Origin of the sequence: Pseudomonas sp. PS02288 (assembly GCF_029959715.1) — a bacterium.
GTDB classification, from domain to species: Bacteria; Pseudomonadota; Gammaproteobacteria; order Pseudomonadales; family Pseudomonadaceae; genus Pseudomonas_O; species Pseudomonas_O kuykendallii.
On sequence record NZ_JASCPA010000051.1, the window covers coordinates 10348 to 29862 of the forward strand.

Here is a 19515-nt window from a genome sequence, read left to right on the forward strand (position 1 = left end):
GAAACGATTCAGCAGGCGGCCGGTCTGACATTGGCCGTCGTAGAGGACCCGTACATGCTCGAATTGAATGCCGCGCACATCCAGATGCAGCAACGCGCACCGGACAAGCAGGCCGCGCTGCGCAGCCTGGCCGAGACCCTGGTCGATGATGGCCTGGTGATGCCCGGCTATCTGGCGGGCATGCAGGCGCGCGAAGCGCAGGGCTCGACGTATCTCGGGCAGGGCATCGCGATTCCCCACGGTACGCCGGACACCCGCGACCAGGTGATCAGCACCGGGGTGCGGCTGATGCAGTTTCCCTTGGGCGTCGACTGGGGCAATGGCCAGCGCGTCTACCTCGCCATCGCCATTGCCGCGCGTTCCGACGAACACCTGCAACTACTGCAGATGCTCACCCGCGCCCTCGGCGAGGGCGATCTCAGCGAAGCGCTGCGCGATGCGCCGGATGCCGAGGCGCTGGTCGCCCTGCTGCGCGGCGCGCCACAGGAGCTGGCGCTGGACAGCCAGCTGGTCGGCCTGGGACTCGTCGCCGAGGATGCCGACGACCTGGCCTGGCAAGGCATTCGCCTGCTGAAGAGGGCTGGTTGCGGCGGTCCCGGATTCGCCGCCGGATTGCTGCGTGAGCCGCCGCTGCCGCTCGGCGACGGCCTCTGGCTGCTGCACGGCGAGGAGGGCGCCGGCCGCCCCGGACTGGCTTTCGTCACCCCGCAAACGCCGCTGCAGCATGACGCCCAGCCGCTCGCTGGGCTGTTTTGCCTGGCCAGCCGTGGCGAGGCGCAGCGGCAGACCCTCGAGCGCCTGTGCGACTTGCTGATCGAGGGGCGCGGGCATGAATTCAGTCAGGCCACCTCCAGCCGCAGCGTGCTCGAAGCCCTTGGCGGCGAGCTGCCGGTGGACTGGCCGTCGCGGCGTATCGTCCTGGCCAACGCCCACGGCCTGCATGCGCGTCCGGCCAAGGTGCTCAGCGAACTGGCGCAGTCCTTCGATGGCGACGTGCGTGTGCGCCTGCCCGGCGATCCCGGCCGCGGCGTCTCGGCGAAAAGCCTGAGTCGCCTGCTGGCCCTCGGCGCGCGCCGTGGGCAGGAGTTGGAGTTCATCGCCGAGCCGTCGATCGCAGGCGATGCGCTGCCCGCCGTCGAGGCCGCGGTGCGTGCCGGGCTGGGCGAAGAGGTCGAGCCGCTACCGGAAACGCCCTTCGCCCCGCCGCCCAGTATCGAGGCGCGGGTGTCGCTGGCGGCCGACGTATCGCCGCCGCTGGCGCCGGCGGCCGGTGCGCGCATCCAGGCGGTCGCCGCCGCACCGGGGATCGCCATCGGCCCGGCGCTGGTGCGCGTGCCGCTGAAGATGGATTTCCCGCAGCATGGCCAGGGTCTGGCGGTCGAGCGCCAGCGTCTGGCGCAGGCGCTGGACGAGGTGGTGGCGCAGATCCAGGCGCTGGTGGAGCGCAGCAGCGAGGCCAGCATTCGCGAAATCTTCGTCACTCACCAGGCGATGCTGCGTGACCCCGCCCTGCACGAGGACGTTGGCGTGCGTCTCGACGAGGGCCTCAGCGCCGAGGCGGCCTGGATCGGCGAGATCGAAGCCACCGCGCAGCGCCAGGAAGCCCTGCACGACGCCCTGCTGGCGGAGCGCGCGGCGGACCTGCGCGACATCGGCCGGCGCGTGCTCGGCCACCTGCTGGGCGTCGAGGCGCCGGTCGAGCCGGAACAACCGTACATTCTGGTGATGGACGAAGTGGCGCCCTCGGACGTCGCCAGCCTGGATCGCGACCGTGTCGCCGGCATCCTTACCGCGCGCGGCGGCGCCACCGCGCATTCGGCGATCATCGCCCGCGCGCTGGGCATTCCCGCGGTAGTCGGCGCCGGCGAGGCGGTGCTCGCGCTGGCGCCGAACACGCCGCTGCTGCTGGACGGCGAGCGCGGAACCCTGCGCGTGGCGCCGGATGCGCAGGCCGTCGAGATCGCCCGGCGTCAGCGCGAAGCCAGCCTCCAGCGTCAGGCCCGCGCCGACGCCGAGCGCCTGCAACCGGCGGTGACCTTGGACGGCCACGCCGTGGAGGTCGCCGCCAACCTCGGCGACACCGCCGATACCGCCGCCGCAGTGGAGCAGGGCGCCGAAGGCGTCGGCCTGCTGCGCACCGAGCTGGTGTTCATGCAGCACGCCTCGGCGCCGGACCAGGCCAGCCAGGAGATCGAATACCGCCGTGCGCTGGATGCCCTCGACGGTCGCCCGCTGGTGGTGCGCACCCTCGACGTCGGCGGCGACAAGCCGCTGCCGTACTGGCCGCTGCCGGCGGAGGAAAACCCGTTCCTCGGCCTGCGCGGTATCCGCCTCAGCCTGCAACGCCCCGAGGTGCTGGAAACACAGCTGCGCGCGCTGTTCGCCTCCGCCGAGGGGCGCCCGCTGCGGGTGATGTTCCCGATGGTCGGTTTCGTCGAGGAGTGGCGCGCGGCCCGTGACATGGCGCTGCGCCTGCGCGAGGAAATCCCGGTCGCCGACCTGCAGCTGGGGATCATGGTCGAGGTGCCGTCGGCGGCGCTGCTGGCCCCGGTGCTGGCGCGCGAAGTCGACTTCTTCAGCATCGGCACCAACGACCTGACCCAGTACGCGCTGGCCATCGACCGCGGCCATCCGACGCTGTCGGCGCAGGCCGACGGGCTCCATCCGGCCGTGTTGCGGCTGATCCAGATGACCGTCGAGGCGGCGCATGCCCACGGCAAGTGGGTCGGCGTGTGTGGCGAGCTGGCCGGCGATACCCACGCGGTGCCGGTGCTGGTCGGCCTGGGCGTCGACGAGCTGAGTGTCTCGGCGCGCTCCATCGCGCTGGTCAAGGCGCGGGTGCGCGAGCTGGACTTCGCCCGCAGCCAGCTCTTCGCCCAGCAGGCGCTGAACCTGGAAAGCGCCGCCGCCGTGCGCGCGCTGGTGGAGGAGCACTTCTGATGGCACGCGTACTGACGATCACCCTCAATCCGGCGCTGGATCTCAGCGTGCGCCTGGATCGCCTGCAGCCCGGCGCGGTGAACCGCAGCCTGGGCTTCGCCAGCCACGCCGCCGGCAAGGGCCTCAACGTCGCCCAGGTGCTCGCCGACCTGGGGCACAAGGTCAGCGTCGCCGGTTTTCTCGGCACGGCCAACGCGGCGGCCTTCGAGACGCTGTTCTCGCGGCGCGGCTTCGTGGACGCCTTCGTTCGCGTGCCGGGCGAAACGCGCAGCAACATCAAGCTGGCCGAGGCCGATGGGCGCGTCACCGACCTCAACGGGCCCGGTCCGCAGGTCGACGAAGCGCACCAGGCCGAATTGCTCGAGGAGCTCGAACTGATCGCTGCCGGCCACGACGCCGTGGTGGTGGCCGGCAGCCTGCCGCAGGGCGTCACGCCGGAGTGGTTCGCGGCGTTGCTGCGCACGCTCGGCGCCCGTGGCGTGCCGCTGCTGCTGGACAGCAGCGGGCCCGCGCTGCGCGCCGGGCTGGCCGCCGCGCCCTGGATGATCAAGCCTAACGAGACCGAGCTGGCCGAGGCCTGCGGCGGTTCGGCGGATTCGCTGGACGACCTGCAGCGCGCCGCCCTGCGCCTGCGCGGGCAGGGCATCGAGCACGTGCTGCTGTCGCGCGGTGCCGAGGGGGTCTGCTGGATCGGCCCGGAGATCGCCCTGCAGGCGCGCCCGCCGAAGGTCGAGGTGGTCAGCACCGTCGGCGCCGGCGACTCGCTGCTCGCCGGCACCCTGCATGGCCATCTCAGCGGCTGGCCGGCCGAACGCAGCCTGCGCCTGGCCACGGCGATCGCCGCGCAGGCGGTGACGCAGCTGGGCTTCGGCATCCATGACCGCGAGCAACTGGCGCGGCTGGAGCGCGAGGTGACGATCGAAGCGCTGGAGGCTCTGCAATGAGCATGCAGCAGACAGTGGCAGGGCAGTTCAGCCCGGCTGCGCAACAGGAATCGAGGTACCCATGAATCTGCTGATCGTCACCGCCTGCCCGAACGGGCAGGTCACCAGCGTGCTCTGTGCCCGCTTGCTGGATGCCGCGGCGCAGCGCCTGGGCTGGACGACGCGCGTCGAAGTGCATGATCCGCGCGCCATCGGCTCGCCGCTGAGCGACGCCGACATCGCCGGCGCCGACCTGGTCGTTGTGGTGCGCACCGGCGAGCTGGCCCTGGGGCGTTTCGTCGGCAAGCGCGTGGTGCAGTCGACGCCTGCCGAGGCGCTGCAGAATCCGCGCGAGTTCCTCGAACAGGCCGCCGCCAGCGCCCAGGTGCTGGAGCAGGCAAGCGCTACCGGGGCGAGCGCCGGGAAGCCGCGCCTGGTGGCGGTCACCGCCTGCCCAACCGGCGTCGCCCACACCTTCATGGCCGCCGAAGCGCTGCAGCAGGCAGCCGGCCAGCTCGGCTACGCGCTGCAGGTGGAAACCCGCGGTTCGGTGGGCGCTCGCAACCTGCTGGACGACGCGGCCATCGCCGCCGCCGACGTGGTGCTGCTGGCCACCGACATCGAGGTCGATACCGCCCGCTTCGCCGGCAAGAAGGTCTATCGCTGCGGCACCGGCGTCGCCCTCAAGCAGCCGCAACAGACCCTGCAGCGCGCCCTCGCCGAAGGCAAGCCGCTGGCCGCCGCGGCCACCGACGGCGCCGCCGCCGGCAGCGAGCAGGGCAAGGCCGGGCCCTACAAGCACCTGCTTACCGGCGTGTCCTACATGCTGCCGATGGTGGTTGCTGGCGGCCTGCTGATTGCCCTGTCGTTCGTCTTCGGCATCGAGGCGTTCAAGCAGGAAGGCACGCTGCCCGCGGCGCTGATGCAGATCGGTGGCGACGCGGCGTTCAAGCTGATGGTGCCGCTGTTGGCCGGTTACATCGCCTATTCGATTGCCGACCGTCCGGGCCTGGCGCCGGGGATGATCGGCGGGCTGCTGGCGAGCACCCTGGGTGCGGGCTTCATCGGCGGCATCGTCGCCGGTTTTCTCGCCGGTTATTCGGCCAGGGCCATCGCCCGCTGGGTCCGATTGCCGTCCAGCGTGGAGGCGCTGAAGCCGATCCTGATCATCCCGCTGCTGGCCAGCCTGTTCACCGGCCTGGCGATGATCTACGTGGTCGGCAAACCGGTGGCCGGCATGCTCGCCGGGCTGACGGCGTTCCTTGACACCATGGGCACCTCCAACGCGGTGCTGCTTGGCCTGCTGCTCGGCGGGATGATGTGCGTCGACCTCGGCGGCCCGATCAACAAGGCGGCCTACGCGTTTTCGGTCGGCCTGCTGGCGTCGCAAAGCTACGCGCCGATGGCGGCGACCATGGCCGGCGGCATGGTGCCGCCGATCGGCATGGCCATCGCCACGCTGCTGGCGCGGCGCAAGTTCGCCCAGAGTGAGCGCGAGGCCGGCAAGGCCGCCGGCGTGCTCGGCATGTGCTTCATCTCCGAAGGGGCGATTCCGTTCGCCGCCAAGGACCCGCTGCGGGTGATCCCGGCCAGCGTCGCCGGCGGTGCGCTGACCGGAGCGCTGTCGATGGCGTTCGGCTGCAAGCTGATGGCGCCGCACGGCGGGCTGTTCGTCCTGCTGATCCCCAACGCGATCAACCACGCACTGCTCTACCTGCTGGCGATCGTCGCCGGTAGCGTGCTCACCGGGGTGATCTACGCGCTGATCAAGCAGCCCGAACCGCAGGCGCTGGATGTTCAGGGCGAAGCGGCGTAGGGAAGAACGCCTTGCGCGCCGCCCGGTCGATCGTGACGGGGGCGCCAAGGCCGGAGGCGATCATGGTCGCATGAAGGCGTAGTCGCGTTCCTCGTCGAGGTTGTCGGCGAGAAACGTCAGCTCCTGCGCCAGGTCGGCGAGGCTGCGCGTCCGCTTGCTGCGCTCGACCACCGCGCTGAGCAGCGTGCGCAGCGCCATCGCCTCATCCAGGCCCGCCGTCCGGGCCAGCTCCAGTTCGCGTTCCAGGGCCTCTCGTGCCCATGCATATCCGCCCATGTCTTCTGCCTCTTGGAATGAGTGAGGGCTCATCTTCGAGGCCATCGGCTTTCGGCGGTTGATGCAGGTCAAACCGCTGCGCGGGATGCGACGGGTGAATCCCGGCCCATCAGCGGGGTCGCTCGTCGTCCTTCCACGGCGCCTGCAGGTATCGGCTGCGGTTGAAGGTTTCCAGCCACTCGGGGCAGAACACCACCAGCGCGGTGACCGCCGTTCCGTTGATGAACGCCTCGGGAAACATGATCAGCCACAGATAACCGGCGAAGTCGTCCAGCCAGGGCGGCATCGGGAACAGCCCGTCGATCCAGAGCACGCCGAGCGCGGCGAGCATGCACAGCAGCGCGGCCAGCGCCGCGGGAAAGAAGCCGGAGAAGAATATGTAGACGAACAGGTTGCGCGGCTGCGCGCGCTCCACGCGCAACGCGCAGAGCTCGGTGACCAGCACCGGTAGCGCCACCAGCAGGACGCCGTTCATGCCCAGCGCCGCCAGGTCCTGACGTCCCATCGCGACCAGCGCGAGCTGGGCGACCAGGCCGCAGAGCAGCGCCAGCGGCCAGTCCAGCAGCAGGGTCACCGCGGTCATGCCGAGAAAATGGAAGGACAGCCCGGAGTCGAAATCGCGCCGCACCAGCCAGAGCAGGAATAGCCCGAGCATGGTGCCAAACAGCAGGTGCTGGCGCCGGGCATCGCTGAACAGCTCCAGCCACGGCGCCCGCCCTATCGCCCAGGCGATGACCGGCGCGTAGATCGCCCATCCCAGCAATGCGCTTTCCGGCGACAGCAGCGCCGCGCTGATCATGGCGTGAGCCGCTGCAGCGCCGCGCTCAACTGCCCCGTGTCGGTGAACGACTGGCGACTCAGTATCCGCCGGCCATCGAGCTGCAACCAGAGCACGGCATCGGCCGCAGGCTCGTAGCGCGGGACGATGCGCGCCTCGCGGTCAAGCACCACGCGGTACGGGTAGTCGCGCATGGCCGGCACGGCGAACAGCTTCGCGACCAGCGAGGGCATGCGGCTGATATCGGCGAGGAACACCGCCCGGCGCTGCTCCAGGTAGCCCTTGGGTTTATCCACCAGCGCCGCTTCGACCAGCTTGGCGCCGGCCATGTCGCGGGCCACCAGCAACACCTGCAGGTCGTCGGAGAGGGTGTAGGGCTGCTCGTGCTGATCGAGCAGCGTCCAGGGCGCGAGTGGCTGCGTTTCCTCGGCGGCCTGCAGCAGGGCGGGAAAGAGTGCGGCGCAGAGCAGAATCCAGACTTTCATGAGTGATGTCCTTGCATGGAGTAAACCTCGATATCGTCGCGCCGTTCCCAGCCTTCCTGCGCCTGCCAGAACGCCAGCGCCTTGGGCGCATCGCGCAGGACGAAGACATGGCTCTTGTGGATGCCCAGGCGCGCCAGGCGGGCGAGCGTCTCATCGAGCAGCGCTCTCGCCAGCCCGCGACCGCGGTACGCCTCGTCCACCACCAGGTGCTGGAGGTAGCCACGGCGGCCGTCGTGCCCGGCCATCAGGCAGGCCACCGGTCGCCCTTGCGCTTCGACCAGCAGACTCAGGCCGGGGTTGCGTGCAAGGTAATCGGTGAACGGTTGCAGCGCGTCCTCGGGGCGAATCCGAATGCCCGGCGTGCGCTGCCACAGCGAGAGCAGCGCCGGGTGATCGGAAGGGACGGCGGAACGAGGTTTCATGGGGACTTCAGGGTCTTTCGCCATGGTCGGGAGGGCGGCTCATCGGGTGGGCGTGGAGCGCCAGTTTACTGCGTTGGCGCGCGCGCCACTGCGACCACCGGCCGCTGCTTTTACCGGCGCAGTCGATTAGAGTCGCCTTCCTTCTGGCAGTCCCGTTGTCGCCATGCGTTCGTTGTTGCTGTGCTTCATGCTGTTGTCCGGCCTGTGCTCCACCCTTTCATCGATCGCCGCGGAAGGTCCTTACGGCAAGGTCCGCCTGGACGAGATCACCAGCATCTACGATGGCGATACCTTCCGCGCGACCATCCGTGACTGGCCTGCCGTGATCGGCCACCGGGTGCCGGTGCGCATCGCCGGCATCGATACCCCGGAGCTGCGCGACAAGCGTCCCGCCGTGCGCGCGCTGGCGCTCAGGGCCAAGCAGTTCAGCGTGCAAAGGCTGCGCGCGGCGCGCTACGTCGAGTTGCGCAACATCCGCCGCGACAAGTATTTCCGCCTGCTCGGCGATGTCTGGGTCGACGGTAGCGACCTGGGCGCGATGCTGATTCGCGCCGGCCTGGCGAAACCCTACGATGGCGGCACCAAGAGCGTCTGGTGAGGCCCCTGACCCATGGAGCACATGACGATGCGTGAACGCAGCCCGCTGCACACCCTGCTCGCCGCGGTTCCCCAGCAGGGGCGCGTGCGCTGGATCGGCGTGCGCCCGCTGTCGCGCGGCGAGGTTCTGCAGCCGGACGTCGTCGAGGCGCGGCGCGATGCCGGTCTGACCGGCGACCACGCCCGCCCGGGCCCGCGCAACGCGCGGCAGGTCACTTTCATCCAGTGGGAGCATCTGGCGGTGATCGCCAGCCTCATCGGGCGCGACATCGCGCCGGCCGAGCTTCGACGCAACATCGCGGTGAGCGGGATCAACCTGTTCAGCCTGAAGAACCGCCGCTTTCGCATCGGCGAAGCGCTTTTCGAAACCACCGGCTGGTGCCAGCCGTGTGCGCGTCTGGAGGAAAACCTCGGGCCCGGCACCTTTCAGGCCGTGCGTGGGCACGGCGGCATCACCGCGCGGGTGTTGCACAGCGGCATCATTCGTCTGGGTGACACGCTGATCGTCGAGCCGTTGCAGGAAGCGCAGCTAGACTGAAGGCGAACCCGAGCGAGGCCGGCAGCATGTCCAAGCGATTGAGCGACGAAGACCAGCGCCGCGTAGACGAATACCTGAGCGCGCCGCAGCATCGCGTCGAGCGCAAGCCGTTCCGGCCGTGGTTGCTGCTGGCTGTGGTACTGATCAGCGTGATCGGCATGGGCCTGATCAGTCGCCTGCTCAGTCTGCTGGTGCTCTAGGAGGGGCGTTGCGAACGAACGCTGGGGTTGCCCGGTGTGGGCGTTTCATCGTTCGAGAGGTGCGGAGAAGAAAATGGTGGGTCGTGTAGGATTCGAACCTACGACCAATTGGTTAAAAGCCAACTGCTCTACCAACTGAGCTAACGACCCAAAAGGTGGTCGGGGTAGGGGGATTCGAACTCCCGACATCCTGCTCCCAAAGCAGGCGCGCTACCGGGCTGCGCTATACCCCGATCTGGAAGAAGTTGGCTCCGCGACCTGGACTCGAACCAGGGACCCAATGATTAACAGTCATTTGCTCTACCGACTGAGCTATCGCGGAACTACGAGCTTCCAATCTCTTTTACGGTGCCGGTGAACCGGAATCCCGTATCAGAGGCGCGCCATTTTACGTTTCCCGAAGCGCCTGTCAACCCTTAAAATTCTTCCTGAGACAATGTCTTGCAGTCGGCGGGGTGGCTGCTATATCTGTGCTGAAGATCACCGTGTGGAGTGCGCTCGTCAGTCGGGCACCGGCAACTTGATGATGGACGAACGCGACTCACCCCTGTCTCCCTCCGCCCACGGCACACTCGCCAGCCGCGTCATCCAGCCGCGTTTCAGCGAGCTGGTGCAGCGCTGTCGCAAACGGGTGATGAACGCCCTCGCCGAACACCTCACCGCGACCTTCGGGCAGGTCGACGACACCCTCTTCGAGTGCGCCGAGAAGGCGGAGAACAATCAGGTCCAGACGCTGTTCTTCGACAGCATGCGCGACATCCGCCGGTTGCGGCCGCTGGTCGAGCGGACCTATCACCAGCAGATCGCCCGGCAGTTCTCCGATTTCCTCCAGGGAAAACCGTCCGCCACGAACGACGACGCGCTCGAGGCCGACGACCTGCGTCTGGTGCAGAACGAGGATTACGAGGAGACCCTGCAGATCATCAACATGGTCAGCCGGGTGAAGGCCCGCTGCGCGCAGAGCCTGTTCGCGCTGGATCGTCGGCTGGCCCTGCTGAACAACGGCCGGAAGCTCGACGAGGACGGCAACCCCTTCGGTCCGCACGCCATCGCCCAGGCGTTCCGCGAGGCCTTGCAGCCGACGCCGCTGCCGCTGCGGATACGGATCATCCTCTACATGCTCTTCGACCGGCACCTCATGCAGAACCTCGACGGTCTCTACGAGGCGCTCAATCGCGAGCTGATCGACGCCGGCATCCTGCCCAACATGAAATACCAGGCGCAGCCGCGGTTCGAGGCCACGCGCGGCGCACCCGCCGCCGGCGCGCCTTCCTTCGCCGGATCGCCGGATGCCCGCTCGGGCTATTCCGACGGCGACGATCCATCGGCCGAGCAGGCCGAGCGGCTGTTCGACGGGCTCACCCAGCTGTTCATCGCGCTGCGCAAGCGTGAGGGCACGACCCTGCTCGGCGGCAGGCGCAGCATCGTCAGTTACGCGCCGCCCACCGCCACGCGCACCTTCGAGGCGCGCGACCTGCTGGAGGCGCTGAACCAGTTGCAGAAGCAGGCCGCCGAGGATTTCGCCCGGCGCATGCAACGGCCGCAGCAGGTCGACGGCGTGAAAGCCGACCTGCACCGGCAGCTTGAGTCGCGCGGCGCTGCGGCGGACCCGCGGCGGATTTCCGACCAGGAAGCCGACGTGATCGATCTGGTCGGCATGCTCTTCGACTTCATCCTCGATGACGCCGACTTGCCGGATGCCTGCAAGACCGCGCTATCGCACCTGCATACGCCCTATCTGCGGGTGGCGATGCAGGACAAGGCGCTCTTCACCCAGTACAACCACCCGGCCCGTTTGCTGCTCAATGCCATGGCGCGCGCCGGAGTGCTGTACGACGCCGAGGGCGAGGAGCGCGAACTGCTGGCGAAGATCCAGTGGGTGGTCGAGCGGGTGATCCAGGGCTTCACCGGCGATCTGGCACTGTTCGAAACGCTGCTGGACGAGTTCAACGAGTTCGTCGCTACCCTCAGGCACCGCGTCGAACTGCGTGAAAAGCGCTCCATCGAGGCGGCCAAGGGCCGTGACCGCCTGCTGGATGCGCGGCAGAGGGCCGGCGCCGCGATCGCCGAGGCGCTGCGCGGGCCGAGCCTGCCGAAGATCATCCAGGATTTCCTCGAGCTGACCTGGACCGACGTGCTGGTGTTCGTACAGCTTCGTCATGGCGAGGGCAGCGCCGAATGGAACCGCTCGCTGGAACTGGCCGAACAGCTGGCCTGGAGCGGCAGGCCGCAGGACGCCGCCGGCATCGACGCGTTGCACCGCCTGCGCGCCGGCATGCTCGACGATGTGCGCAAGGGCCTCGAATTGCTCGGCGGCTACCACGAGGACGGTATCGCCCGGCTGTTGCGGGACATCGTCGCCAGCCAGGACGCCGTGCAGGCCAAGCGCCCCGAACGGGTGGAGCCTCTCGCGCCGTCGCTGATCGAAAGCCCGCTGGCGAACATGCTCGGCGAGGATGCGGTGTTGCTGGCGGACCGCCGCGCCGCCAGGCCGCCGCGCACGCAGCGCCTGGAAGCGCTGATCCGCCAGTTGCAAACGTTGGAGTTCGGCACCTGGTTCGACTTCGTCGAGGGCACGCAGCGGCGCCGGCTCAAGCTGTCCTGGTTCAGCCCGACGACGAACAACTACATGTTCGTAGACCAGTTGGGCCAGCGCGCCGCGATTCGCCCGCTGGAAGACCTCGCCGAGGAGATGAACCGCGGCCTGGCGCGCATCGTCATCGAGGAACGCAGCCTGCCCCTGGTGGATCGCGCGATGAACGCGATCTATCGCGCCCTGCAGCGTGTCAGCGGACGCTCCACCCACCCAGGAAACGACCATGGATAGCGAGCGTCGCCAGTACGATCGATACCGCCCCACACTCACCCTGGAAGTCTTCGACCGTCACGGCGGCCAGCGCCTGGGACGCATCGTCGACCTGTCCCGCGATGGCTTCATGCTCGTCACCGAACAGCTGCTGGCCGTCGATTCCGTCTGGGAGTGCCGGCTGACGGCGGGCAGCGGCGAGGTCCGCGAGGTGAGCTTCGGCGCCGACTGCCTGTGGGCCCGGCCGGGCACCGACGAACACCACGGCTGGGCGGGGTTCCACATCATCGACATGGCCGAGGATCAGGCGGCGCGGCTGGAGCTTCTGCTGCACGCGCTCTGAGCGAAAAAACCTCCCTCCCGGCAAGCGGAAGAGAGGTTTCGTACGGCCTGTGCCCGATCAGATAAAGACGATCTCGTCGTTGTCCAGGCGCGCCTTGATGGTATCGCCCGGTGCGAACTTGCCGGCAAGGATCTGCTGCGCCAGCGGGTTCTCGATCCAGCGCTGGATCGCGCGTTTTAGCGGACGTGCACCGTAGACCGGGTCGTAACCGACCGACACCAGCTTGTCCAGCGCCTCGTCGGTGAGCTCGAAGGTCAGGTCGCGCTCGGCCAGGCGCTGACGCAGCCGGCCCAGCTGGATCTCGGCGATGCCGGCGATCTGCTCGCGGCCCAGCGGCTCGAACACCACCACCTCGTCGATGCGGTTGACGAATTCCGGACGGAAGTGGTTGCCCACCGCGTCCATCACCGCCGCGCGCTGCGCCTCGCGGTCGCCGACCAGTTCTTGGATCTGCGCCGAACCGAGGTTCGAGGTCATCACGATCACCGTATTGCGGAAATCCACCGTGCGCCCGTGGCTGTCGGTCAGGCGGCCGTCCTCAAGCACCTGCAGGAGGATGTTGAAGACGTCCGGATGGGCCTTCTCGACTTCGTCGAGCAGCAGCACGGAGTAGGGTTTGCGCCGCACCGCCTCGGTCAGGTAGCCGCCTTCCTCGTAGCCGACGTAGCCCGGAGGCGCGCCGATCAGCCGTGCCACGGAGTGTTTCTCCATGAACTCGGACATGTCGATGCGCACCATGGCGTCCTCGGTGTCGAAGAGGAACTCCGCCAGCGCCTTGCACAGCTCGGTCTTGCCGACCCCGGTCGGGCCGAGGAAGAGGAACGAGCCGCTCGGCCGGTTCGGGTCGGCGAGGCCGGCGCGCGAGCGGCGCACGGCGTTCGCCACCGCCACCACGGCTTCGTGCTGGCCGATCACGCGGGTGTGCAGCATGTCTTCCATGCGCAGCAGCTTGTCGCGCTCGCCTTCGAGCATCTTGCTCACCGGGATGCCGGTCCACTTGGAAACCACCTCGGCGATTTCCTCCTCGGTGACCTTGTTGCGCAGCAGCTGGTTTTCCGACTTGCCGTGCTGTTCGGCCATCTGCTGGCTGCGTTCCAGATCGGGAATCACGCCGTATTGCAGTTCCGCCATGCGTTGCAGGTCGGATTTGCGTCGCGCGGCCTCCAGATCAGCCTTGGCCTGCTCGATTTTCTGCTGGATCTGCGCGGAGCCTTGCACCTCGGCCTTCTCCGACTTCCAGACTTCCTCGAGGTCGGCGTACTCCCGCTCAAGGCGATTGATGTCTTCCTTGAGCTTTTCCAGGCGTTTGAGCGCAGCGTCATCGTCTTCTTTCTTCAGCGCCTCACGTTCGATCTTCAACTGAATCAATCGGCGCTCGAGCTTGTCCAGCGCCTCGGGCTTGGAGTCGATCTCCATGCGGATGCGGCTGGCCGCTTCGTCGATCAGGTCGATGGCCTTGTCCGGCAACTGGCGGTCGGTGATATAGCGGTGGCTCAGCTTGGCCGCGGCGATGATCGCGCCGTCGCTGATGGTCACCCCGTGGTGCACCTCGTAGCGCTCCTTGAGGCCACGCAGGATGGCGATGGTGTCTTCCTCGCTGGGCTCGTCCACCTGGACCTTCTGGAAACGCCGCTCAAGCGCCGCATCCTTCTCGATGTACTGGCGGTACTCGTCCAGCGTGGTGGCGCCGACGCAATGCAGCTCGCCGCGTGCGAGTGCCGGCTTGAGCATGTTGCCGGCGTCCATGGCGCCATCCGCCTTGCCGGCGCCGACCATGGTGTGCAGTTCGTCGATGAACAGGATCACCCGGCCTTCCTGCTTCGACAGCTCGTTGAGCAGCGACTTCAGGCGCTCCTCGAACTCGCCGCGGAACTTGGCGCCGGCGATCAGCGAGCCCATGTCCAGCGACAGCAGGCGTTTGTCCTTCAGCCCGTCCGGCACTTCGCCGTTGACGATGCGCTGCGCCAGCCCCTCGGCGATGGCGGTCTTGCCGACGCCGGGCTCGCCGATCAGCACCGGGTTGTTCTTGGTGCGCCGTTGCAGGACCTGGATGGTCCGGCGGATTTCATCGTCACGGCCGATCACCGGGTCGAGCTTGCCTTCCTCGGCGCGCTTGGTCAGGTCGACGGTGTACTTGTCCAGCGCCTGGCGCGCCTCCTCGGCGTTGGGGTCATTCACCGCCTCGCCGCCGCGCAGGTTGTTCACCGCATTCTCTAGGGCCTTCTTCGACACGCCCTGGCCGAGCAGCAGTTTGCCCAGGCGGGTGTTGTCGTCCATCGCCGCGAGCAGCACCAGCTCGCTGGAGATGAACTGGTCGCCCTTCTGCTGGGCGAGGCGATCGGCCTGGTTGAGCAGGCGCGCCAGGTCCTGGGACAGGTTGACGTCGCCGGTGGGGTTCTGGATTTTCGGCAGCTGGTCCAGTTCCTTGGTCATCGCCTGCTTGAAGGCGTTGGTGTCGAAACCGACCTGGCGCAGCAGCGGCTTGATCGAGCCGCCCTGCTGGTCGAGCAGCGCCTGCATCAGGTGCAGGGGTTCGATGGCCGGATGGTCGAGGCCGACGGCGATGGACTGGGCGTCGGAAAGGGCAAGTTGCAGCTTGCTGGTCAAACGATCGATACGCATGGAATCACCTCGGTTGGCGCAGGCCGGTGCGACGAACTGCACCTCGAACGAAAACCTGCGGGATGCAGCTTAGATGAGGTCGAACGGCCGGGATTCAAGCGTGACGTGATTGACGCAGGTCAGCCGAAGGCTGGATGCGGCGAGGGACGCCGCTGGCGGGGCGATCCCCGCGTGCCGCACGCGGGGTCCTTGGCGGGTTTCAGTGATGTTCGCGGGTGGCGCGAAAGCGAATCTCCGGCCAGCGCTCTTCCATCAGACTGAGGTTGACGCGGGTCGGCGCCAGGTAGGTGAGGTGGCCGCCACCGTCGATGGCGATGTTCTCGAAGGCCTTGACCTTGAAGTCTTCGAGCTTCTTCTTGTCGTCGCACTCGATCCAGCGCGCCGACCAGACGTTGATCGCCTCGTAGGCGCACTCGACCTTGTATTCGCCCTTGAGCCGGCTGGCGACCACGTCGAACTGCAGCACACCGACCGCGCCGAGGATGATGTCGTTGCTGCGCTCGGGGAAGAACACCTGGGTGGCGCCTTCTTCGGCGAGTTCCTGCAGGCCCTGGCGCAATTGCTTGGATTTCAGCGGGTCCTTCAGGCGCACGCGGCGGAACAGTTCCGGGGCGAAGTGCGGGATGCCGGTGAAGCCCAGCGCTTCGCCTTCGCTGAAGGTGTCGCCGATCTGGATGGTGCCGTGGTTGTGCAGGCCGATGATGTCGCCGGCGTAGGCTTCTTCGAGCATCTCGCGCTCGGAGGAGAAGAAGGTCAGCGCATCGGCGATCTTCAGGTCCTTCTTCGTGCGCACGTGGCGCAGCTTCATGCCCTGCTCGTACTTGCCCGAGCAGATGCGCATGAAGGCGATGCGGTCGCGGTGCTTGGGGTCCATGTTCGCCTGGATCTTGAACACGAAGCCGCTGAATTTTTCCTCGGTTGGCTGCACCACGCGCTCGTGGGCGGCGCGCGGCAGCGGGCGCGGCGCCCAGTCGACCACCGCGTCGAGCACCTGATCGACGCCGAAGTTGCCCAGCGCGGTGCCGAAGAACACCGGGGTCAGCTTGCCGTCGAGGAATTCCTGCTGGTCGAATTCGTGGCAGGCACCCTGCACCAGTTCCAGCTGTTCGACGAAGCGTTCGTACTCGTCGCCCAGGTGCGCGCGGGCTTCGGCCGAATCGAGCTGTTCGATCACCTTGGTCTCGGTACGCTCGTGCCCGTGGCCCGGCGTGTAGACGATGATGCGGTCTTCGGAGAGGTGGTAGACGCCCTTGAAGTCGCGGTACGAACCGATTGGCCAGGTGATGGGCGCGGCCTTGATCTTGAGGACCGCCTCGATCTCGTCGAGCAGCTCGATCGGGTCGCGGATGTCGCGGTCGAGCTTGTTGACGAAGCTGACGATGGGCGTGTCGCGCAGGCGGCAGACATCCATCAGGGCGATGGTCCGCGGTTCGACGCCTTTACCGCCGTCGAGCACCATCAGCGCCGAGTCCACCGCGGTCAGGGTGCGGTAGGTGTCTTCGGAGAAGTCCTCGTGGCCGGGGGTGTCGAGCAGGTTGATCATGTGCTCGCGGTAGGGGAACTGCATCACCGAGGTGGTGATGGAGATGCCGCGCTGCTTCTCCATTTCCATCCAGTCGGAGGTCGCGTGGCGGTCGGACTTGCGCGATTTCACGGTGCCGGCCACGGCGATGGCCTTGCCCATCAGCAGGAGCTTCTCGGTGATGGTGGTCTTGCCGGCGTCCGGGTGGGAAATGATGGCGAACGTGCGGCGTTTGGCGACTTCGGCGGCCTGGGTGGTCATGCAAGAACCTGGGTGCGGAGCGATAAAAGAGGGCGCGAAGTATACAGGAGCGCGCCCCCCGGTTGTCGCCGGCCGCGACGAACATCCTGGCGCGACTGCCGGGGCGGCTACTGCGCCTCCAGCGCCGCCGCCAGGCTGAAACCGATCATCAGCGACCAGGGCATGCGCTCGACGCCGGTGGCGACCGGGGCGAACAGGCGCACGCGGTCGTTGCCTTCCAGATAGACGTGCGGCTTGCCGCTCTTCACCGCCTGGCGCGCCTCGGCGCTCAGGTCGTCGGCCGACTTGCCGAGGCGGGCGGCGTCCGGGTGGGTGACGTAGGACGCCGCGTTGGAGAGCAGCGCGAGGAAACCCACGCCAAGCGGTTTGCGCTGCGACAGGTCCTGCTGCAGCGCATCGAGGGAGAAGTCCGCGCCGAGCGTGCCGGCGAAACGCTCGCTGAACTTGAGCACCACCATCAGCGAGGTCATGCGTACCGTGCGGCCGTTCACCCGGTAATCGTAGGGCTCCATCATCACGTCCTGGCCGGTGCGCCGCGGCAGTTCGTACCAGTCGTTGAGCCCGGCACTGTCGTAGTCGGCCAGCGGTTCCAGACCGACGCTGCCCTGGCCGCGGTTCCAGTAGGGGATGAAGCGGCCGCTGGCGTCATGCCCCGGGGTGTTGGCGAACTCGGCGTCGCGGCCGTCGAGGGCGCCGGGCTCGATGCAGCAGGAATAGGCGAGCACGGCCCTGTCGGCGCGCAGGTAGGCGGCCATCACCGTGTTGATCGCCTGGCGCTCAGGGCCCTGGCGGGCATTCTTCAGGCTTTCGATGAAATGCTTGAGGCCGTACAGGGTCGCCTTCAGACCGGCGAAGCGCGTCTCCAGTCGCGCCGCTTCCTGCGCCGCCAGCAGTTGCGCGGTTTCCAGCAGTGACTCGCGCTCGGCCTTCTCCACGCCCTTCACGGCGTTGCCGGTTTCGTCGCTGATGGCCTTGACCATCGACGCGATGTCGCTGGTGGCGCTGGTGGTGCGCGAGGCCAGGGCGCGCACCTCGTCGGCGACCACGGCGAAGCCGCGTCCGGCGTCCCCGGCGCGCGCCGCCTCGATGGCCGCGTTGAGCGCCAGCAGGTTGGTGTGCTTGGCGACGTCGCGGATGACGTTGACGATGCTGTTGATCTTGTTGGCGTTGTGTTCGAGATCGGTGACCAGCTTCTTGATCTGGTTCATCGTGTTGTTCAGGGCGTCCTGTTCCGCTGGCGCACTGCCGGGGCGTACGGAGGGTCTTTCCACGAGCATCTCCAGGAGGCGGCTTGGGGCCGACGAGCGTCGGCGCAATCCCCAAGCAGCGAGCATGCCAGGGGCTTGCCGGCCTGCGGCGCCAGGCTCACACCGCGTTCGCCGGGGCCTGGCGAGCCGTGGCGGCATCGGCGGGCGCGGCGCGTGACCCGTTTCGGTGCAGGCGCCGCCGCACAGTCTCGTCCTGCGCCGTGCAGCATTTCGGGGCGGTGCGTGCGGAATAAAACACGTTTGCCGCCGGGCCTCTTAAACGGGCAATTTCCGATTGATCTCCCCCGGTGGTGGTCTTAAAGTTCGCGCCCGAACGTCCATGCTGGAAACGATCCATGCGGCTCAAGTACTGACGACGAGAGATTGCAGGCCGGTAACACCGGCCGACGATACTCGGCGACATGCCTTGGGAAGTAGGCGAACCAAAGTGGGGAAACGGATTAGGCGTTCGGGCTTCTAAGGAAGCCATCCCTTCGTACTTTTGTTGCTCTGCCAGTGGAGTTCCGCATGCCGATCCAGATCGAAGACTATTACCCGCGCGAAACCTTCAACAAGATGAAGGCGTTCGCCGACGGCCAGGAAACCCCGTTCGTGGTGATCGACACCGCGATCATCAGCAAGGCCTACGACGACCTGCGCGCCGGTTTCGAATTCGCCAAGGTCTACTACGCCGTCAAGGCCAACCCGGCCGTCGAGATCATCGAGCTGCTGCGCGACAAGGGCTCGAACTTCGACATCGCCTCGATCTACGAGCTGGACAAGGTGATGGCCACCGGCGTCTCGCCGGACCGCATCAGCTACGGCAACACCATCAAGAAAGCCCGCGACGTGCGCTACTTCTACGAGAAGGGCGTGCGCCTGTTCGCCACCGATTCCGAGGCCGACCTGCGCAACATCGCCAAGGCCGCGCCGGGCTCGAAGATCTACGTGCGCATCCTGACCGAAGGTTCGACCTCGGCCGACTGGCCGCTGTCGCGCAAGTTCGGCTGCAACCCTGACATGGCGCTGGATTTGCTGATTCTCGCCAAGCAACTGGGCCTGGTGCCCTACGGCCTGTCGTTCCACGTCGGCAGCCAGCAGCGCGACATCGACGTCTGGGATGCCGCCATCGCCAAGGTGAAGGTGATCTTCGAGCGCCTGAAGGAAGAGGACGGCATCACCCTGCAGATGATCAACATGGGTGGCGGCTTCCCGGCCAACTACATCACCCGCACCAACAGCCTGGAAACCTACGCCGAGGAAATCATCCGCTTCCTCAAGGAAGATTTCGGCGACGAGTTGCCGGAAATCATCCTCGAGCCGGGCCGTTCGCTGATCGCCAACGCCGGCATCCTGGTCAGCGAAGTGGTGCTGGTGGCACGCAAGTCGCGCACTGCCGTGGAGCGCTGGGTGTACACCGACGTGGGCAAGTTCAGCGGCCTGATCGAAACCATGGACGAAGCCATCAAGTTCCCCATCTGGACCGAGAAGAAGGGCGAGATGGAGGAAGTGGTGATCGCCGGCCCGACCTGCGACAGCGCGGACATCATGTACGAACACTACAAGTACGGCCTGCCGCTGAACCTGGCGATTGGCGATCGGCTGTACTGGCTGTCCACCGGCGCCTACACCACCAGCTACAGCGCGGTGGAGTTCAACGGCTTCCCGCCGCTGAAAGCCTTCTACCTGTAAGGCGCTGACGCTCGCTCGAAAGCCCCGCCTCGGCGGGGCTTTTTGTT

General features: G+C 67.3%; 15 protein-coding genes, 3 tRNA genes and 1 pseudogene. 9 read left to right on the plus strand and 10 right to left on the minus strand.

All coding sequences use genetic code 11. From position 1 onward, the window contains the following. Positions 1 to 54: 54 nt before the first annotated feature. The 3 genes from ptsP to QMX85_RS18065 all read left to right on the plus strand — a co-directional run bounded on the left by ptsP (position 55) and on the right by QMX85_RS18065 (position 5679). On the plus strand, positions 55 to 2940 hold the full coding sequence (ptsP, locus tag QMX85_RS18055; RefSeq protein WP_282343178.1) for a phosphoenolpyruvate--protein phosphotransferase: 2886 nt from the start codon (positions 55 to 57) through the stop codon (positions 2938 to 2940). Continuing rightward, positions 2940 to 3884, plus strand: a complete 945-nt coding sequence (gene pfkB, locus QMX85_RS18060) for a 1-phosphofructokinase (protein WP_282343180.1) — start codon at positions 2940 to 2942, stop codon at positions 3882 to 3884. Before ptsP ends, pfkB begins: the two co-directional genes overlap by 1 nt. A 61-nt stretch (positions 3885 to 3945) precedes the next feature. Beyond that, entirely contained in the window at positions 3946 to 5679 is a 1734-nt protein-coding gene (locus QMX85_RS18065; protein ID WP_282343182.1) for a fructose-specific PTS transporter subunit EIIC, read from the plus strand. Positions 5680 to 5739: 60 nt separating this feature from the next. Here QMX85_RS18065 and QMX85_RS18070 read toward each other — a convergent pair whose 3' ends face one another. From QMX85_RS18070 to QMX85_RS18085, 4 genes are all read right to left on the minus strand, one after another. Next, the gene (locus QMX85_RS18070) at positions 5740 to 5955 is read right to left on the minus strand and encodes a hypothetical protein (RefSeq protein WP_090226327.1); all 216 of its coding nucleotides are present in this window, start codon (positions 5953 to 5955) and stop codon (positions 5740 to 5742) included. A 109-nt stretch (positions 5956 to 6064) separates the two neighbouring features. Continuing rightward, positions 6065 to 6754 carry an energy-coupling factor ABC transporter permease gene (locus QMX85_RS18075; RefSeq protein WP_282343186.1) on the minus strand — a complete coding sequence of 230 codons (690 nt, stop codon included), beginning with the start codon at positions 6752 to 6754 and terminating at the stop codon, positions 6065 to 6067. Next, a complete protein-coding gene (locus QMX85_RS18080; protein WP_282343188.1) occupies positions 6751 to 7218 on the minus strand; it encodes an FAD/FMN-containing dehydrogenase in 468 nt (155 codons plus the stop codon). The genes QMX85_RS18075 and QMX85_RS18080 overlap by 4 nt, the downstream gene beginning before the upstream one ends. Continuing rightward, on the minus strand, positions 7215 to 7640 hold the full coding sequence (locus QMX85_RS18085; protein ID WP_282343190.1) for a GNAT family N-acetyltransferase: 426 nt from the start codon (positions 7638 to 7640) through the stop codon (positions 7215 to 7217). The genes QMX85_RS18080 and QMX85_RS18085 overlap by 4 nt, the downstream gene beginning before the upstream one ends. A 163-nt stretch (positions 7641 to 7803) precedes the next feature. Between QMX85_RS18085 and QMX85_RS18090 the strand changes: the two genes are divergently transcribed. The 3 genes from QMX85_RS18090 to QMX85_RS18100 are packed head-to-tail and all read left to right on the plus strand — an operon-like array spanning position 7804 to position 8975. Continuing rightward, positions 7804 to 8238, plus strand: a complete 435-nt coding sequence (locus QMX85_RS18090) for a thermonuclease family protein (RefSeq protein ID WP_090226338.1) — start codon at positions 7804 to 7806, stop codon at positions 8236 to 8238. A 27-nt stretch (positions 8239 to 8265) separates the two neighbouring features. Next, the gene (locus QMX85_RS18095) at positions 8266 to 8775 is read left to right on the plus strand and encodes an MOSC domain-containing protein (RefSeq protein WP_282343195.1); all 510 of its coding nucleotides are present in this window, start codon (positions 8266 to 8268) and stop codon (positions 8773 to 8775) included. A 26-nt stretch (positions 8776 to 8801) separates the two neighbouring features. After that, positions 8802 to 8975 carry a DUF3094 family protein gene (locus QMX85_RS18100; RefSeq protein WP_090226340.1) on the plus strand — a complete coding sequence of 58 codons (174 nt, stop codon included), beginning with the start codon at positions 8802 to 8804 and terminating at the stop codon, positions 8973 to 8975. 74 nt (positions 8976 to 9049) lie between these two features. Here QMX85_RS18100 and QMX85_RS18105 read toward each other — a convergent pair. The 3 genes from QMX85_RS18105 to QMX85_RS18115 all read right to left on the minus strand — a co-directional run bounded on the left by QMX85_RS18105 (position 9050) and on the right by QMX85_RS18115 (position 9297). Then, positions 9050 to 9125: transfer RNA gene (locus tag QMX85_RS18105), tRNA-Lys, on the minus strand. A 6-nt stretch (positions 9126 to 9131) separates the two neighbouring features. After that, positions 9132 to 9208: transfer RNA gene (locus tag QMX85_RS18110), tRNA-Pro, on the minus strand. A 13-nt stretch (positions 9209 to 9221) separates the two neighbouring features. Beyond that, positions 9222 to 9297, minus strand: a tRNA-Asn gene (locus tag QMX85_RS18115). 204 nt (positions 9298 to 9501) lie between these two features. On the opposite strand from QMX85_RS18115, the gene QMX85_RS18120 reads away from it, so the two are divergent. Both QMX85_RS18120 and QMX85_RS18125 read left to right on the plus strand, forming a co-directional pair. Beyond that, the gene (locus tag QMX85_RS18120) at positions 9502 to 11802 is read left to right on the plus strand and encodes a DUF1631 domain-containing protein (protein ID WP_282343225.1); all 2301 of its coding nucleotides are present in this window, start codon (positions 9502 to 9504) and stop codon (positions 11800 to 11802) included. Beyond that, on the plus strand, positions 11795 to 12124 hold the full coding sequence (locus tag QMX85_RS18125) for a PilZ domain-containing protein (protein WP_282343200.1): 330 nt from the start codon (positions 11795 to 11797) through the stop codon (positions 12122 to 12124). Before QMX85_RS18120 ends, QMX85_RS18125 begins: the two co-directional genes overlap by 8 nt. Before the next feature lie 57 nt (positions 12125 to 12181). Here the strand turns inward: QMX85_RS18125 and clpB are convergent, their stop codons facing one another. From clpB to QMX85_RS18140, 3 genes and pseudogenes are all read right to left on the minus strand, one after another. After that, entirely contained in the window at positions 12182 to 14746 is a 2565-nt protein-coding gene (gene clpB, locus QMX85_RS18130) for an ATP-dependent chaperone ClpB (RefSeq protein WP_282343202.1), read from the minus strand. Positions 14747 to 14945: 199 nt separating this feature from the next. After that, positions 14946 to 16529 (minus strand): peptide chain release factor 3, encoded by a 1584-nt coding sequence (locus QMX85_RS18135; protein ID WP_282343204.1) that lies wholly within the window; start codon positions 16527 to 16529, stop codon positions 14946 to 14948. Positions 16530 to 17455: 926 nt separating this feature from the next. Then, a pseudogene (locus QMX85_RS18140) lies at positions 17456 to 17935 on the minus strand (methyl-accepting chemotaxis protein); the annotation flags it as partial. 369 nt (positions 17936 to 18304) lie between these two features. Here QMX85_RS18140 and QMX85_RS18145 point away from each other — a divergent pair. Then, positions 18305 to 19468, plus strand: a complete 1164-nt coding sequence (locus QMX85_RS18145) for a type III PLP-dependent enzyme (RefSeq protein ID WP_273232456.1) — start codon at positions 18305 to 18307, stop codon at positions 19466 to 19468. The last annotated feature ends 47 nt before the right edge of the window (positions 19469 to 19515 follow it).